This is a genomic window from Stratiformator vulcanicus, assembly GCF_007744515.1.
Lineage (GTDB): Bacteria > Planctomycetota > Planctomycetia > Planctomycetales > Planctomycetaceae > Stratiformator > Stratiformator vulcanicus.
Genome location: NZ_CP036268.1, coordinates 138617 through 155329, shown reverse-complemented (window position 1 = coordinate 155329; position 16713 = coordinate 138617). Strand labels below are relative to the sequence as shown.

Sequence of the window (16713 nt, the reverse complement as noted above, 5' to 3'; positions counted from 1 at the left end):
TGGCTCCGTGTGATGTTGTTTAAAACAAGAAATGGTTACACCGATCGCGTCTCAAAAGCCCGTTATGTATGGGAGAAGTACAAGCCGATCCTGCACTCACGACGAATTCTGGACGTTGGAGCAGATGAGCAGCACCTGCGCCAGCACATAGATAGCGAAGCCGAATATGTCGGGATCGGGCTGGGCGGTTCGCCGGATCATCAGGTGAATTTGGAACGCGAGGCGATCCCATTCGGTGACGGTTCGTTCGATTGTGTGCTGTGCCTCGACGTGCTCGAGCACCTTGACAATCCGCATGAAGTCTTCGACGAACTGTGTCGCGTCACGCGAAGCCACGTAATCATCTCGCTGCCGAACCCTTGGGGCGATATGTTTCGAATGCTTCGCTTTGGCCCTTATCGGCCCGACTTCCCCCTTAAATTCTACGGTCTTCCGCCCGAGCCACCCGAGGATCGGCATAAATGGTTTTTTTCCGCACAGGAAGCGAGAGCATTTATCGAGGCGAGGGCCGTGCGAAACGGGCTTGAGGTTCTTCAACTTGACCGGGAGGGTGAAGGCGTAAATATCGCCAGGGGTGTCCGCAATCGTCTCCGTAGAGGGCTTTACCGAAAATTATTTCATGAGTCGGTCGACCTCGATTCGTTAATGGGTGGACCGACATGGGCAGTCCTCGAAAAGATTAAAGGGCGAACTTCAGTCGAAGTTGTTGGCAGTGGTGTCACGAGTCATGCCTGAGAAGCACGTCGGCCTGTTCTTTACCCGCGACGTCTCCCTCGAAGCGTGGGAGCAGGGGGGGATGCTTGCGCGGGAAGTATCGCTCTATGAGCGGTTGGTAGACCGTGGGTGGAAAGTGACGTTCGTAACGTACGGCGGCCGGGCGGACTTGGAGATAGGCCGTCAACTCGACGGGATCGACGTCGTTTGCAATTCGAGCGGGATGCCGCGCGCTCTCTACCGCCGGCTCCTCATTCGGTTACATTCGAAGGCCTTGGCGCGATGTTCGGTGTTCAAGTCGAATCAGACTTTGGGGGCAGACCGGGCTGCTGCTGCTGGGGCGCGATTTGGCCGACCTTTTGTCGCTCGATCGGGCTACCGCTGGTCCGAATTTTCGCGCCACCTGCGGGGGGATGCCGCAGGTGAGAAGGCGCTGAGGTACGAGCAGCGGGTGTTTTCTGCAGCGCACCGTATTGTTGTGTCGACCGCCGCGGCCGGGCATCAGGTTTCGTCCCGCTGGCCGCGTTTGGCCTCGCGGGTGACGATCATACCTAATTTCGTCGACACGGAACTGTTCTCACCGGACAACTCGGTCGAGCCGGACAGGGACGTCGTGTACGTCGGGCGTCTATCCGAGCAAAAGAATGTGGAAAGCTTGATCCAGGCGGCGGACATCGGTGGCTTTGGCGTCAGGATCATTGGCGACGGAAATTTACGTGAGGCTTGTGAGTTACAGGCCCGGACATTGGGGTGCGACGTTGAATTTGCCGGACGGCTTCCGCACACATTATTGCCATCGCAGTTGCGTCTTGGCCGAATTTTTGTGCTGCCGTCGCACTACGAGGGGCACCCGAAGACGCTTCTGGAGGCGATGGCGTGCGGCTGTGCTGTCGTGGGTACACGGGTGCCAGGGATTCGAGAGGTCATTCGGCCGGGCGAAACCGGTTTACTGTGCGGGACTGAGCCAACCGAGATTGCGGACGCTGTGACCCGGTTGCTCAACGATGGCAGTCTGCGATCACAGCTCGGCGGCGCGGCGCGGCGGGCGATTGTAAACGACCTCAGCCTTACAAGAATCGTTGAGCAGGAGGAGAACGTTTTGCTGGAGCTTTCCGCGGAGCATCTGGAAGAAACTCGCCGATGAAGAAGGCATTAGCGACCTGGCTGACGGCGCCGCTGTGGCTCCTCCCGCCACGATTTTTGTCACCGCTCCTGGTTCGAATTGCGGAAGTCGCTGCGGCGCGCACTTCGCCTCGCGAGGCGGCAAAATTCCTGATGGACTTGGACTATCGGCTCTATCAATTGCATGGTCCTGCAGCAGTCAGGTATGGAAACGGCTTGCACACCAAGCATCGCCACATGAAGTATCATGACTTTTTTTCATCCCGCATTCAGAGAAATGAACTCGTTTTGGATATCGGCTGCGGTGTCGGAGCGCTCGCCTTCAGTATCGCGGAGAAGAGTGGAGCGGATGTGACGGGAATCGACCTCAGCCGGTCAAATATCGACCAAGCGCTTACCCGCTTTGGCCATCCACGCGTCAATTTTCAATGTGGAGATGCACTCACCAGCCTCCCGGCGGGACGCTACGATGTTGTGGTGCTATCGAACGTGCTCGAACACTTGCCGCACCGAAGCGATTTTCTCAGGAAAGCGATTCAAACGACCGGTTCGAGTCGTTTTTTGATCCGTGTTCCCGTTTACGAGAGGGATTGGAGAGTTCCGCTTAAAGACGAACTGGGCGTTGACTATCGGCTTGATCCGACTCACGAGACCGAATTTACATTAGAGACATTCGCCGAAGAGACATCGGCTGCTGGACTGGAAATACAACATCTCGAGGTTCGGTGGGGTGAAATCTGGTCCGAACTACGTCCATCATGAGTCCTGAAATTAGCATCATTCTCCCGGTGCGCAACGGGCTTCCCTACGTGCGAGAGGCTGTGGCGAGCCTCATCGGGCAGTCTTTCCATAATTGGGAGGCGATCATCGTCGATGATGGGTCGACAGACGGTACTTGGGAATTTCTCCGAAACGCATCTGAGGATCAACGCATCCGCCCTGTGCGCAACAAAGGGCGGGGATTGACTGTGGCTTTAAATTTCGGACTACAACACGCCCGAGGTTCATTAATCGCAAGAATGGATTCAGACGATGTGGCGGTGCATAAACGGCTGCAACAACAGAAGGAATACCTCGCGCAACACAACGAAATTGGTGTTGTCGGCACCTGTGCGGTTGTGATTGATGCTTGGGGAAACGAGTGTGGCGAATTCGAGATGCCGCTCAATCACAAGGCAATCGTCGAGGGGCTGCTCGACGGCAGCACGACGTTGATCCACCCGTCGGTCATGATGAGGCGATCGATATTGAACCTCGTCGATGCATACGATGAATCGCTCGAATTCGCTCAAGACTTTGACCTCTGGCTTCGCTTGGCCGACCGGACGAGGTTTGCAAATATGCCTGACCGGCTACTGCAATATCGATATCACGGCAGCGCGGTTGGTATGGAACGACGGCGTCGTCAGGCGCAGTGCGCGCTTCGAAGCGTAGAGCGTGCCTACAACCGAATGGATCGGACGTTGCCGGAGGATGTGAGACGAAAACTGTCGGAACGGGCCAAACGAAAACCGAACAATTATATCACCTGCGCTAAACTCGCTATTCAGAACGGTTACCGCGGAGTAGCGTGGAAAAACCTTGCTACATCGATCCTAAAATTCCGGTCTCCTTTCCGAGCGACGGCAATTCTTTGTCTTACGTTTGTTCCTCCAAGCATTCGTCGGGTCAGCGGGCGCATGCGACGAGCAATCGCCCGCAAAGTTTTCGAAAGTGTAAGTGTCTGTAGTCAATAAATGAACGCCACTCACCCCATCGTCTCCGTCATCATCCCCTGCTATCGCCAGGCGCACCTGTTGCCTGAGGCGGTGGACTCGGTATTGCGGCAGACTTATAAGGCGGTGGAGATCGTCGTGGTAAATGACGGCTCCGATGACAACACCGACGAGGTCGCCCGTTCATACGGCGACCGAATTAAATATGTCGAGAAGGAAAACGGGGGACTCTCTTCGGCGCGCAATGCCGGGTTGGCGGTTGCGACTGGCGACTTTGTCCATTTTCTCGACGCGGACGATTGCGTCTTCTCCAGTGCCTACGCAGATATGATCGGCTCATTTGCCGACAAAGTTGGATGTGTCCAGTGTGGTTTTCGTACGTTTACAAATCCTGGTGAGCTTGGACATCGCTGGCAATTGCCCAATCGTTCCAGCTGTTTGCTAAACTCGACGGTATTCGGTTGGGTTCCGCACGGAGTCCTTTGGACGCGGTCGGCTATCAATAAAGTCGGATTCTTCGATGAGAAACTCGATTCATGTGAGGACTGGGATATATTCGTCAGGGCTGCTATAGCGGGCGTACGAGTTCGGCCTTTCCGCCGCGTCCGAGTTCTTTATCGCACACATCCGAACTCAATGAGTACTAACAGCGAGCGAATGGTTCGCACGCGGATCGATGTGATCACGAAACACCGGCAATTTCTAGAGAGTGCGATTCGCTCCGACAGAAGACTTCATTCGGCGTTCGCGTTGGTTTTTGCGCGCTTACGGCAGCGTGCGAGGAAAGTCGACGCGGATCAAAAGTTGGTCGAACAAGTCTCATTGGTTGAATCGTTCCTACTCGGACGAAACGATGTGGTAAGATATAAAATGATTTCGGAACTTTCTTATAAGGCGTCTAGCATTCGAAAGTTTTTGGGGATTGCATTGTCTGACATGTTACTGCAGTCCGCAACTTTTAAGAGCGAGGCTTTGCGGGAGACTGCAAGGATGAAAAGAATTGGCTACAGAACGAAATAAGCAACACGATCGACTCAACCCGCGTCGCACGAGTCGGGTTTATTGGCACTTGCGCTGTCTGAAAGAGCAGACGACGGCATTGCTGAACTCACTCGATCTGAGCGACAAGGCCGTTATCGACTTGGGTTGCGGGAGTATGCCGTATCGTCCGCTTGTTGAGGACGTTGTCAAAGCCTATATCGGCGTGGACCTGGCGAATAATTGGTCGGCGGATATACATTTGAATGAAGATTTTACTGTGCCGCTGGATGATGATTGTGCGGATATTGTGTTGTCGAATCAGGTATTGGAACACGTTCGCGATCCGACGCTCTATCTTTCGGAGTGTCGTCGCTTGCTGAGACCGGAGGGTCGGCTGCTCCTTTCGACTCATGGGATCTGGCGGTTTCACGGTCATCCGGAAGACTTTTGGCGTTGGACGAGTTTGGGACTTCCGTTGACACTTGAACGATCTGGATTCCAAGTTCTAGAATCTCGAGCGATTATGGGGCCTGCCGCTACTGGTCTTCAGCTATTTCAAGATGCGATTGCGCCGCGGGTTCCCCATATTTTTAAGCCGATTGTCTTCTTTTTCAGTCAATTAATAATCGAGGCCTTTGACCGGATTACACCACAACGTGTCGTAGCTCGTGACGCTTCCGTATATGTCGTCCTAGCATCGCTACCTAGTACCGCCAGCGATGCTAGTAGTGATCGATGAGATGTTTAGGAACGTGATTTTGAAGAAAAGTTGTGTAGGGATTATGCGTCGATTCTCCTCGCGAGAACACGTTTAGTCAAAGCGTCAGAAAGCGTTATTCAATGCGGATCGCAATTGTCGCTCATTCGCGGGAAGCGAATGCGTCAACTTTCATAAAGCAGCATATAAAGCTGCTGCGACCGGAATGCGTGTTGGCGATGCCCTATCTGAGGACATCCAAGCGGATCCGTTCTATCGGCTTGGAGCCGACGTGGGATTGGGCACGCAGATTTCCGGTCCGTCGCGTGCTTGAGCGGTATCAGCCCGACGTGATTCTGGCGGAATACGGTATCATGGGAGCCGAATTGGTGGCTACAGCCGGGCCGGAGTGGGCAAGGCGCGTGGTCGCATACTTTCACGGGTACGACTCCGCACGCAACGATATTCTTGAACGCTACGGTCGGAAGTACCGACGGCTGTTCGAGGAGGCGGCTGGTATCATCGCTGTTTCGAACGACATGCGATCGCGTCTTGAGGACCTCGGGTCACCGCCGGAGCGAACCCATATGATCCCCTATTCGGTCGACTTTGAACGTTTTCAGCCGCGATCAGAACCTTGCGCTCAGAAGCGCCTTATCGCGGTCGGGCGATTCACACCGAAAAAGTCCCCCGGCCGGACGATTCGCGCATTTTCAAAGTCGCTGAGATCGCATCCGGATGCGACTCTGCGGATGATCGGCGACGGGCCGCTCTTGGCGGAGTGCCGGGCGTTGGGGAAAGAACTCGGTATATCAGATCATCTCGTATTCCTCGGTGCGCAAAGGCATGATGTGGTCGCCGAGGAGATGCGGGCCGCCCGGGTATTTGTACAGCATTCTGTCGTGGCTCCAAGTGGAGATCGCGAAGGGACGCCGGTCGCCGCACTGGAGGCTGCCGCGTCAGGCTTACCGATCGTCTCGACACGGCACGAAGGTCTAAAGGAGGCAATTCAAGATGGCGTCACCGGCTATCTGGTGGATGAAGGCGATATCGAATCGATGTCGAACAAAATTAACGACTTGCTCGCCGATCCACAGAGCGCACACATTATGGGGGTGGCGGGCCGAAAGCATATTGAAGACAACTACTCTGCGGAATTAATTGGTAGAAAGCTGAGCGACTTGCTAAAAAATATCGGAAGTCCGCATCATTGACGTTGGCGTTTCATTCTAACTTCTTTACGTAACTTCCAACCTGTACTTCATTTTAAGATGATTCGGAAATGTCCGAAAGTGCAGTCCGTGTTTCTGTCATCATTCCCTGTTTTAACGCAGGGCCCTACCTGCGTCCGGCAATCGAGTCGGTGCTGACGCAAACTCGTCCGGCTCACGAAGTAATCGTGATCGACGACGGGTCCACTGACGGGTCGGGGGATGTTGCCGCGTCTTTCGGTTCACCCGTTAAGGTCTATAGGCAGGAAAATTCTGGCGAATCCGTAGCGCGAAATCGCGGCATGGCAGAAGCAACCGGCGATTGGATCGCTCTACTTGACGCAGACGATATTTGGAAACCAGAAAAACTTGAGGAGCAGGTGATCGCGCTGCAATGGGCTCGTGAAAAGGGTGTTGAACCCGCGTGTGTCTACACGGATCACTTTCGTTTTCAGGGCCATAAAATCTGGCCTCCGTCGAAGAGAGAACCACCCGACGGGTCAGCAAACCCCTCCTTATCGGTCCTTTTATACGCGGCTAATCTTCCGTCGGCTTCGATGTTCCCACGCGAACTCGGTGTCCGCATCGGTTTCCCCGAGTTTACTCGGATTAGCGAAGACATGCTGTTCTGGTCTGAGTTAATTGCATTTGGCACGTTTGTTCGTGTTCCGCGAGCTCTAGCGGGATACAGAGTTTCGTCGAGCCAGCAAACGAAAAATCCACACCACGACATTGCCTCGTTGGAAGTCCGCTACCAATTCGCCAAGTCGAGCAGCCACCTGTTCTCCGAAAACGACCTTCAGCAATTACGAAGCAAGCTTAGCCGCCTTGCCAACCTTCACAGATTATCGGCATTCGCATCAGGACATGATGACGTGGTTGTCAGAGCGGACGACTTTATCGCAGGGATAGGAGGACGGAAATATCCGTTGGCAGTGCCAGGCACACGAAAAAGTTGGAAATTGGTGATAGGGTTCGCCCAAAGTTTAATACAGCAAGCTCCCGAAACGTACCGCAGGATGCGATCACTTATCGTGGGAAGTTAACCTGTTCCCCTGCGAATTATAATTGCGACCAGATGCTTTACGCGCGGGAACAGTGCCTGAAGCGGTCGACATTTGATATTATTTCTTCTTCTGAAAGACGGCACAGTAGTCACATGGAAAAAGCATTCTAAGACCGCCCAGACGATCAAGCAGCGACAACAAATAGACCAAGCCAATCAAGTTGAACAAGCGGAACAATCCGCCGATGATCGGCAGTCCGCCCGCAGTCGTCATTGTTACCTGAGACACAAAATGCCCGAGGAAACTTATTAGGCCTCCGGTCGGGCAAATGTCGACGACGCTGAAGCCAGATTGCTCGGCCAGTGACTTCAACCCGTATTCTGTATAGCGATAGTAGTCGTGGGGGGCTTCGTGAATCATCGAAAGATGCGGGACAGATATAATCGCCATGCCGCCCGGTTTCAGTACACGAGCGAATTCTGCGAAGGCGTCCCATGGACGCGGTACGTGCTCAAGCACCTGCGAGCAGATCAGGCTATCGAAGCTTTCATTGGCAAACTCGGGCATTGATTGAACGTCGCCTACGGCGTCAGTTATTCCCGGGCGTTCGGTGACGTCGATCGCTGTCACTGATGTCGCGACGCGACGTAACAATGCCTGAAAAGGGCCGCGTCCGGCCCCCGCGTCCAGACAATGACCGCGGACATGCTCTTTGATCTCAGCGGTCAACATCTGGTGAAGATTATAGCGGGCCAGCGAATAAGTGTGGGCACGGCCGCGTGTCGTAAGGTCGTCCTCAATTTTGGCTCGGCGGCGTTTCAGCGAAGCGATGGCTGACTCGGTTGCGGTCACTGTAATTTCGCCTCAGCTTTGGTGATCTGCGGGGTACAGAGATATTCAGCGTAGCGTCGCCCTACTTCGGCCCAATCAAATTTTTCTATTTGTAAAGTCTTGTTCTTTTGCTGCCTCTCATCCTCTGTTTCTTCAAGCGTTTCTCGAATTTGCTTCGCCAAGTCGGAAGGGTTTTTCTCCTCGCAGAGCCGGCCGTTCTTGCCGTGCTGAATCACATCGGGAATACCGTCGACGCGGGAGCCGACAACCGGCGTTCCGGCTGCCATCGCTTCAATCACGGTTGTCGGCATGCCTTCGGTTTCGCCGCGGGAATCAATAATAGACGGTACGACTGCCACGCGAGCGGCGTGCAGATAGCGGACAATCTCGGCGTGAGGTAATCGGCCAAGTAGTCGAACGCTGTGCTCAATCTCCAGCGTACTGATTTGTTCCCGAAGACTCGCTTCTTCGGGCCCGCTTCCAATCACAATTAACCCGAGGCCGGGGTTGGAGCGGAGGAGTTCCGGCATCGCTTCAATTAAATACTTCGTCCCCTTTTTCTCAACAAGACGCCCGACGGTGACCAGAAATCCGTTGGGGAATTGAGCCGCTTCGGGCACATGCTTTCCCTCCGCGTTCATATCTCTGGCAAATTGCCGCGTGTGGACTCCCATCGGTTGCAGCAAAGCATTCGAGGGAAAACCAAGCAGGTCGTCGAGAGTGTCGCGAACGTGGCTCCCAGACGCCAGTACTGCGGTGCATCGCCGCACGACAGACCTCGCGATTGAGCGGCCGAACGGCAGCCGGCGCAGAAGATAGACATCACCCGCGTGGATGTGGGTGACCAGCTGAACGGAAGGAAGTCTTTTCAAGGCACGCGCGGCGGCTAGACCCTGTGGGATTAACCAATGCGCATTAACGACATCGATTCGATCCCGCTTAACGATACGGCGAATTGCGGACGACTCACGCCAAAGGAACAGCGGGACTTGAGACTTCGCAAGCAGCGACGCGCGAAACCGCTCCCGCATTCCTAACCCTTCAGAACTCGTCAAACGCTGCCATGATTCCGGCCAAAAGTATCTGAAGCGTTCGATCGGAACGTTGCCTAATCGACCGGCTCTCTCAGCGCCGGGGAGATGGGGCGCCAGCAAGCTGACATCGGCATGCTTAAGTAACGCTTCCGCCAAGTCATAAACGAACCGCGGGCTCCCGTCTTCCAGATGCGATGGGACGGTACTGCCACATACCAGCACCCGGAGACGACCTACCTCATTACTGGCAGCAACTTCTGAACCATTTTCGTCACCTTGATCGGACACCGGATTGTGAACCGCGGGTATGGCAGCCGGGAGACTCATATCAAGTGCGCTCCTGAGCCGCATTGAGAGCTTCGTCTGCATTTATGTCAACATTTGCACTACCAATAATCTCAGACTTTTGATCGAGATTGCTTCGAAGTTGAACGTCGTCCATCTTAACCTCCATCTCACGCAATCGAGTCAGGCACATTTCGACAAGCCGGCGATTTGAAGCAATTAAGTCGGCCACAAGCCCGATCATGAACATCAAGAACGATAAGACGAGCGATGTGCCCCCCAGGACAAGGGACTGGATACGACCGCCGCCCTCTCCTATGGCGTAAAAATATAAAAACCGCAGGATCGGCAGACTTCCCGCGATCCCAAGTGCGAGACCTAGCGACCAATAAATGCGCAGCGGGTGATACATCGCATACATGCGAATTAAGGTTGCCGCCGAGCGTCCCAAGAATTCGGGAATACTTCGAAAAAGCCGTGACTGGCGTGTCTTTGGGTTGATTTCGATTGGAACCGATTTCACAGCAAAACGCTTGCTACCCGCTTGAATAACGGTCTCAATCGTATAGCTAAATGATGAAACAATATTGATGTTCAGCGCGGCCTCGCGTGAGAGCGCACGGAATCCGCTAACGGCGTCGGGAGCCTCAGTATTCGACAACTGCCGGACCGCGAAACTTCCCCAGCGCTGCAACCATTTTTTCATTGGAGCAAAGTGTTCGATGGTCTGGGTCTGCCGATCACCAATTACGAAATCTGCTTCTCCTTTTAAGATCGGTTTGATCAAGTCTTTGACGCAGGAGCCACGGTACTGGTTGTCGCCGTCAGTGTTGACGATGATATCCGCACCAAGCCCCAAGCTGGCATCAAGGCCCGTGCTGAAAGAACGTGCCAGTCCGCGGTTGCGTGTATGTCGCACAATGTGATCGACGCCATGCGCCCGCGCGACTTCGCTGGTGCAGTCCCAGCTTCCGTCATCAATTATGAGAATTAATATCTCGTCGATACCATCCAATCGGCGGGGCAAATCCGCGAGAGTGGCCGGAAGCGTTTCGGCCTCGTTGTAGCAGGGGATCTGTATAACCAATTTCATTTCGGCAATGGTTCCGACGAAGTGGGACGTTTCGTTTCGATTGCTTCTCCGCGGTTAGAAGTGTGCAGCAGTCGGATCGCTTGATCAATCGACTCCGCAGGAACACGCGCTATTCTGAGCATGGTTCTGTTCCGAACGCCGGCGATCCAGAGGTTCCGCCGATCAGCATAATCACGAAGCAGTTGAGCGTCTTCAACAGATCCGACGCTCCGAGCCCAGATAACGTCGGCCTTGTCGATATCTGCTTGATTGTAGACCCATTCCATGTCCACGATGTGGTACGGAAAATTCGCATATTGAATCAGGACCATATCTTTACCGGGGCGTGACGACAATTTTGATTCAATCTCAGCTTTTACCTTCGATAGCGCACCTAATCCCGGCGCATTTTGCGGCCAGATGAAGATCAGGTTCAATACGAACATTGCAATCGTCACCGGAATTGTAAGCTCACCGACGGAACGCAATCGCGTGCGAAACGGACCAATCCTCGACGCAGATAGTCTCCGCAGTGACTCCACGATCAAGACTAAGATTAAAGGTGTTGCCGGAGCCGAGTAATGCGGGAAGCCTCCGGCGCCGTGCCAAACGACGAAGCAAATGACAAATGCGGTGCCCACGAAAGCGAATGCATTCTTCCGACGCTTTAAAGCCCACGGTAATCCTAAGAGCGAGAGAGCCAGCGGGAGCGACAGGTAAAAGGCCCTCTGGCGATTGTTCAGCTTAAAGAGACGGACTCCAATAATATTGGAGTCACCACGGCCCCATCTGCCCGATGCGGCCACCCATTCGCGAAAAGGCGATTTCACCTCCTCGCGTGGCTTCGCTCCGGCTGCGACAAATCGCAGGCTTTTCGGTAAAATGCTCTGAATGACGTTCCATCCGGTTTGCGAAGCTTGAGCCACATAGGGGTGGGTCAACGGATCTCCCGTCACTTGGCGATTATACTCCGCCATCAATATCGCTGCAGGTGCGATGATGACAAGGGCGCCAAGACTGAAGCGAACAAGAAATTTTCGTCGATCGATCTTTGTGTCGAAAAGCGTCATCCCGAGCCAGACACCCGCAGGGATTACCGAAATTAGGCCCTCAATAGGTCGGCTGTTCGCGAGCGTCACCAGGCCGAGTCCCAATAACACTCCGTGAGACCAGCGTGGTCGTTTGACCAATCGAATTGTTGCTCCATAGACCAATGCGCCACCGAGAGCCGCGATAGCACCACCCCAATACGTCTGCCCCCACCACATGATCAGACGGTCATTAAGAATGAATAGCAGTGTCCCCGCGATTGCCCATTTCCGAGTCGTCCACGCCTGCAGCATCCATAGAATTGCCGCGGCGGCGAGCGCGCGACTCAACCAGACCCCGACGATTTGCTCCCCTGTCACAACTTGCCCCAAAGCCAAGAAACAGCCTTGCAGCGGGGGATACTTCGCTTGCCGCGTCGGGTGCGTCAGCACATAGAACGTTTCGAAGTTCTCCCAATGCTCAAGCGGAGGGTTCGTCATCCGGCCCTGTGCGAATGTGTCTCCTTGAAGGACGTAGCAGAACTCGTCGTGAAAACTGGGGGCTGGCCATGCGACGATCGAGGCAAAGATTAAATCCATTGAAAAGGAGAGCATGCCGACGGCGGCGAGACTCAGCAGGGGACGTCGCCCGATCTGTGTAAGCGAAGAACCGGCACGACGGAACTGCCGCGTCATCCACTTTGGCATCAATGCGGCGGTGAGCAGCAGAGCAATAGCCGCAATGACCTCGGGTGACCACACCCACGACTGTATTTGCAGGTAGTTCGCCATTCCAAAAAGCAGGGCTGTCGAACAATGCATCGCGAACATTTTTGTCAGCACACCGGCACAAGCTTGGCTTATTTGTCGGACCAAGCGTCACGTACAATTATGAGATTTCGCTGTGCCGCAGGAAAGTCGGGTCGGATCGAAAGGGCTGTCTCGTAAGCTCGTACGGCCTTCTCAAATTTTCCCTTCCGGGCGAAAAGGTTTCCCGCTGTCACACACGCTTCGGCGTTCTGCGGATCATAACGTCATTGCCTGCTCCGCATAATGCAACCCGGTTTCCGGAGAGGTCCTGCCGACAAGTGTCGCAAGATTGTTGTAAGCCTCCGAATAAGTGGGATCGAGTTTAATCGTTTTCTCAAATGTCGCGATCGCCTGGCTTTCATTTCCTGAATCCCGATAGGCGTTGCCCAACTCCAGATAGAATCCCGCATTGCCGGGAGCGAGCGTGACTGAATTTTCAAGAGCGGGGATCGCGGACTCCGGGAGCTTGTTCATTCGGAGGACGCGACCAAGCTGATAATTCGCCCGTGCATTTTCAGGTACGAGCTGAATCAATCGCTTCGCCGCCGGCAGCGCTTTCGCAGGTTCACCGGCATCAATCAGCGCATCGACCAAGTTGTTCCAAGCTCTATCGTTACCAGGAAGAGCTCGTACGGCATCGTTCCAAATGCGAGTGCGGCTCTCGTAAACTTCACAACGCGAGGCCGACACTCCGACGAACAGTGCGCTTGTGACCGCGATCATTGCAACATAGAGAGGCCGGGCCAGGCGAGCCGTCCCGCCGAGCCAACGGCAACTCACCAGCAGCATCGCGGAAAACGCGATCGCGATCGACATCAGCGGCAGATACATCCGTCGCTCGGCACCCACTTCCGTGAGTATCGGCACGAAACTCGAAGTCGGTGCGAGCGTCAGGAAAAACCAAATTCCAAGAAAAGCAAGTGCCGGACGCCGCCGCAACGACCACAAAGTGCCGGCGCCCAGCGCCGCAATTGCAACGGCCCCCGAAGTCGAGCCCCAGCGAGACAGCATGACGGCGACTACGCCGCCCGGACCGGGACCGGCGAGCGAAGGACCGGACGTTCGGGAAGAACGCCTCATCAGCAAGCGCACCCCCGTCGGTAGCAGCAGGACCGCAATGACTTCGGGCAGGCCGACCAAGCCTGATAGATGGACGTAACTCACGCGGAATCCCTATGAAGCAATCGTCTCGCCCAAACGCGGGTCGGCGTCGCTCTTTTTCCGACGGGGCCAGCGCGCCCGGCCGACGCAGGCGAGGAAGACGCACCACGAGAGCACACTGCCGACCAGCCCCACCGTTACGCTCGTCGGACGATAGGTGAACGTCAACCGATGCCGTCCCTCCGGGAGCGGAACGCCCCGCATCGCCCTGTTCGTCCGCACGACGCGCCCCGGGACCGGCGGCCCGTCGTCGGTCGCGATTGAGACTGTCCAGCCGGGGAAATATTGGTCGGCCAGCACGAGCACTCCGCGGCCCGAAAGCACTACGTCGATCACAATTTCGTTCGGGCGATACGACACCACTTCGACGGACTCCTCATCCGGACGCGGCACCGGGAAGCGGGTGACGCCGGAGCCGAGCTCGCCGGCCAACTCCGGATCTTCGACGACGGCCAGCTTTCGTAGATCGGGAGCTCCCGATTGCGGGTAAATGAGCTTCCTGACGATGGGCAACCACTTCGACCTGGCATCGATCTCGACCGGTTCGATCGGCACGATGTCGTGCACCAGCCAAGCACGGGGGAACGCGCTCTCATTGACGATCACATCCCGAAAGAGATCGCCTTCCGGAGGCGATTCGACGAGCGAGGGCAGGCGAGGCCCGCTCGGCAGGAACGGTGCGGGACGCCGGCTCGCCTCGCCCCAGGCGAAGCGGTACGCATCGTTTGCGCTTCCCCGAGCCCCCGGCGGGCCGTCCGTGAAGATGAAATATTTCACGCCCCACAGGTCCATCGTCCGTCGCGGGCCGACTTCGCGACCGGCATCGAGAAACGTCAGGTTGTCGAACATCGACTCGTACGTGGCGTCTGAAATCGTCCCCGCCGTGAACATCGGCGTGTAACCCCACGGCACCACCGACAGGTTCATCCCGCCGTCGTGAACAGTGGTCGTTTCGACGCGAACATAGTCCCAATCTTCGCCAACCTCCTGACCGAACAGGAAGCCGTCGCCGGTGCGGATCAGCTTATCGATGTCGAGGTAGAGCCGCCGGGGAATTTCGGGCTTGTCTTCCGGCGGCATTCCCCCGTTTGCGGCCATCAATTCGACGACAAGGGGCGGACGCATCAACGTTTCTGACTCGACACGCTGTACCATCCAGCTGTTACCGGCGAAGAGGTCGACTCCGACAAGAACCGGAAATGCGATCGCGGTGAGTCGAGCCCCTCTGCTAAGCCCACGCACGCCGGCGAATGACATGATGCCCGCATAAAGGGAGGTGCCGACCAGCCCAATTGCGAAGGACCGCATCACGTCAAGACGTCCGTTTGCGAACACGGACTGCTCCAATTCAGACAGGTCCCCGCCGCCCGTCCGAGCACCGGTCACACGCTGCACTGCGACCATCAGATCGAACCAACGGTCGCCCATTAGAAACACTGCGACCAGCCCCACGCCGCTGATCGCAGCCACGACCAGAAGCACGTTGCGAAGGTTCCGATGGACCAGCAATTGCCGGAAGCTGAGCCCGACGAGCAGGCACGCGCACAGATGCGGGACGAGCAGCATTTTGCCCGGGAATCGGAACGATGCGAAACCGGGCAACAGCGTTACGAAAAACCAATAGACCCCGCCGATGCCGCCGCGGAGTTGCTGACTGACGGCGTCGTCACCCTGAAGAAATCCGAGCACCCAGCCGGGCCCATAGACGCCGAAAGCCGCGAGGAAGAACAGGATCGCCGACCACGACAGCCATCGCCGTAGGAGGGTTCCTCGAAAGAACTGCGCGGCAAACAGAAACCCCAAAAACGTCCAACTTCCCGCGTAGATCGTGGGGACCCAGTAATGGCCGGTAATCAGTCCGGCGGCCGTCGCCCAATCTGCGCGGACCGGCATGCGTCGCCCGCCGAGGTACGGCCAGATGAGTTGGGGCATCCGCACCGGCTCGTAACTGAACCCGTAGGTCTGATACTCGTGAAAGGCCGGAGGGGGCGGAAAGCCGATTATCGCGTCGTACCAGTTCGGAGGTCGTCCCGTATCGACGCGTGGTTCATGCGCCGACTCCCACAGGAAGGCCGGGACCTGCCAGATCGAGCGGGGAACCTGCACGACACTCCGCTCACTTCTCGCGACCAGCTCCATGGTCGGGACAAGCTGCACGGCCGACAGCGCCGCCGCGACCCCGGCCGCTCCGACAAGACGCAGCACAGGCAGGAACAGTGGGCGCAGTTCACTCAGCCGACTCGGTTTCTTCTCAGACGGTCGAGGTCGCTTTTGCATCTTGGCGGATGCTCCTTTGAGCCGCCGACCGATGGCGACCATTCGCGCACTCCGCAGCACGGCCAGAAATACGAGCATCACGCCGAGCATGTACGCCGTCTGCGAATCGCCGGCGAAGACCATCATTGCCAGCACGAACGCGAGGCCGGCACCGTCGAGCAACCGTGAACGCTTCACGACGTTCCACCCGAAGTGGAGCCCCAACGGCATCCATGCGGCGCCGCACAAAAAGACCCAATTGCTCGTCAGAAAGAGGACGTACCCACCGAAGCCGTAGCACAGCCCGGCGACCGCGGCCCCCGTGGGCACCGCACCGAGTCGAAGAGCCAGAAACCGCATTGCCGCGGCCGCGCCCGCGACGTGCAAAGCGAGAAACCAGGAAGCCGCCGCGGGCAAAGGCAGAAGGAAGAACAGCACCTTCGGCGGATAGAGCACGGCGGCCGTCGGGTACCCGAGCAGCGGCAGTCCCCCGTGAATCCGCGGATTCCAAAGGGGCAACTCTCCCGCCCCGAGGTATTCGACGATCAGGCGGTTGAGCGGAAAGTAAAAGTGCAAAGAGTCCCGCACCGCCGGCACCGACCGCCCGAGCAGACTGTCACCGAACACCAGGACCACGAGCGCGACCAGAACACCCCAAAACACCGCATGCGCAACGCGGCCCGATCGAGCGGGCGATCTCAACTCGGCAGCAGCCGAATCGACGGTCGGGCTTGGACGGTTCATGACAACTTCAACGTTCACCGACTCGAAGGAAGACTTAAAAAACCG

At 56.3% G+C, this 16713-nt stretch carries 15 protein-coding genes; 8 read left to right on the top strand and 7 right to left on the bottom strand.

Translation table 11 applies throughout. The annotated features are described in order from the left end of the window. Positions 1–12: 12 nt before the first annotated feature. From Pan189_RS00620 to Pan189_RS00585, 8 genes are all read left to right on the top strand, one after another. Positions 13–735, top strand: a complete 723-nt coding sequence (locus Pan189_RS00620) for a class I SAM-dependent methyltransferase (RefSeq protein ID WP_145362041.1) — start codon at positions 13–15, stop codon at positions 733–735. Next, a complete protein-coding gene (locus Pan189_RS00615) occupies positions 728–1858 on the top strand; it encodes a glycosyltransferase family 4 protein (protein ID WP_145362040.1) in 1131 nt (376 codons plus the stop codon). The genes Pan189_RS00620 and Pan189_RS00615 overlap by 8 nt, the downstream gene beginning before the upstream one ends. Continuing rightward, the gene (locus Pan189_RS00610) at positions 1855–2598 is read left to right on the top strand and encodes a class I SAM-dependent methyltransferase (protein WP_145362039.1); all 744 of its coding nucleotides are present in this window, start codon (positions 1855–1857) and stop codon (positions 2596–2598) included. Before Pan189_RS00615 ends, Pan189_RS00610 begins: the two co-directional genes overlap by 4 nt. Continuing rightward, the gene (locus tag Pan189_RS00605) at positions 2595–3572 is read left to right on the top strand and encodes a glycosyltransferase family 2 protein (RefSeq protein ID WP_145362038.1); all 978 of its coding nucleotides are present in this window, start codon (positions 2595–2597) and stop codon (positions 3570–3572) included. The genes Pan189_RS00610 and Pan189_RS00605 overlap by 4 nt, the downstream gene beginning before the upstream one ends. After that, a complete protein-coding gene (locus Pan189_RS00600) occupies positions 3573–4571 on the top strand; it encodes a glycosyltransferase family 2 protein (protein WP_145362037.1) in 999 nt (332 codons plus the stop codon). After that, entirely contained in the window at positions 4552–5271 is a 720-nt protein-coding gene (locus Pan189_RS00595; protein ID WP_145362036.1) for a class I SAM-dependent methyltransferase, read from the top strand. The genes Pan189_RS00600 and Pan189_RS00595 overlap by 20 nt, the downstream gene beginning before the upstream one ends. A 101-nt stretch (positions 5272–5372) precedes the next feature. Beyond that, positions 5373–6443 carry a glycosyltransferase gene (locus tag Pan189_RS00590; RefSeq protein WP_145362035.1) on the top strand — a complete coding sequence of 357 codons (1071 nt, stop codon included), beginning with the start codon at positions 5373–5375 and terminating at the stop codon, positions 6441–6443. 68 nt (positions 6444–6511) lie between these two features. Continuing rightward, entirely contained in the window at positions 6512–7486 is a 975-nt protein-coding gene (locus tag Pan189_RS00585) for a glycosyltransferase family 2 protein (protein ID WP_145362034.1), read from the top strand. A 78-nt stretch (positions 7487–7564) separates the two neighbouring features. Here Pan189_RS00585 and Pan189_RS00580 read toward each other — a convergent pair whose 3' ends face one another. The 7 genes from Pan189_RS00580 to Pan189_RS00550 are packed head-to-tail and all read right to left on the bottom strand — an operon-like array spanning position 7565 to position 16668. Continuing rightward, on the bottom strand, positions 7565–8299 hold the full coding sequence (locus Pan189_RS00580; RefSeq protein WP_145362033.1) for a class I SAM-dependent methyltransferase: 735 nt from the start codon (positions 8297–8299) through the stop codon (positions 7565–7567). After that, positions 8296–9639, bottom strand: a complete 1344-nt coding sequence (locus Pan189_RS00575) for a glycosyltransferase (protein ID WP_310820891.1) — start codon at positions 9637–9639, stop codon at positions 8296–8298. The genes Pan189_RS00580 and Pan189_RS00575 overlap by 4 nt, the downstream gene beginning before the upstream one ends. A 1-nt stretch (position 9640) precedes the next feature. After that, positions 9641–10690: a glycosyltransferase family 2 protein gene (locus Pan189_RS00570; protein WP_145362031.1), complete on the bottom strand. Its 1050-nt coding sequence runs from the start codon at positions 10688–10690 to the stop codon at positions 9641–9643. Further along, positions 10687–12519 carry a hypothetical protein gene (locus tag Pan189_RS00565; RefSeq protein ID WP_145362030.1) on the bottom strand — a complete coding sequence of 611 codons (1833 nt, stop codon included), beginning with the start codon at positions 12517–12519 and terminating at the stop codon, positions 10687–10689. The genes Pan189_RS00570 and Pan189_RS00565 overlap by 4 nt, the downstream gene beginning before the upstream one ends. 38 nt (positions 12520–12557) lie before the next feature. Then, positions 12558–12701 (bottom strand): tetratricopeptide repeat protein, encoded by a 144-nt coding sequence (locus Pan189_RS21585; RefSeq protein WP_145362029.1) that lies wholly within the window; start codon positions 12699–12701, stop codon positions 12558–12560. A gap of 22 nt (positions 12702–12723) precedes the next feature. After that, positions 12724–13671 carry a tetratricopeptide repeat protein gene (locus tag Pan189_RS00555; RefSeq protein ID WP_145362028.1) on the bottom strand — a complete coding sequence of 316 codons (948 nt, stop codon included), beginning with the start codon at positions 13669–13671 and terminating at the stop codon, positions 12724–12726. Between the two features lie 9 nt (positions 13672–13680). Then, positions 13681–16668: a YfhO family protein gene (locus Pan189_RS00550; RefSeq protein WP_145362027.1), complete on the bottom strand. Its 2988-nt coding sequence runs from the start codon at positions 16666–16668 to the stop codon at positions 13681–13683. Positions 16669–16713: the final 45 nt, after the last annotated feature.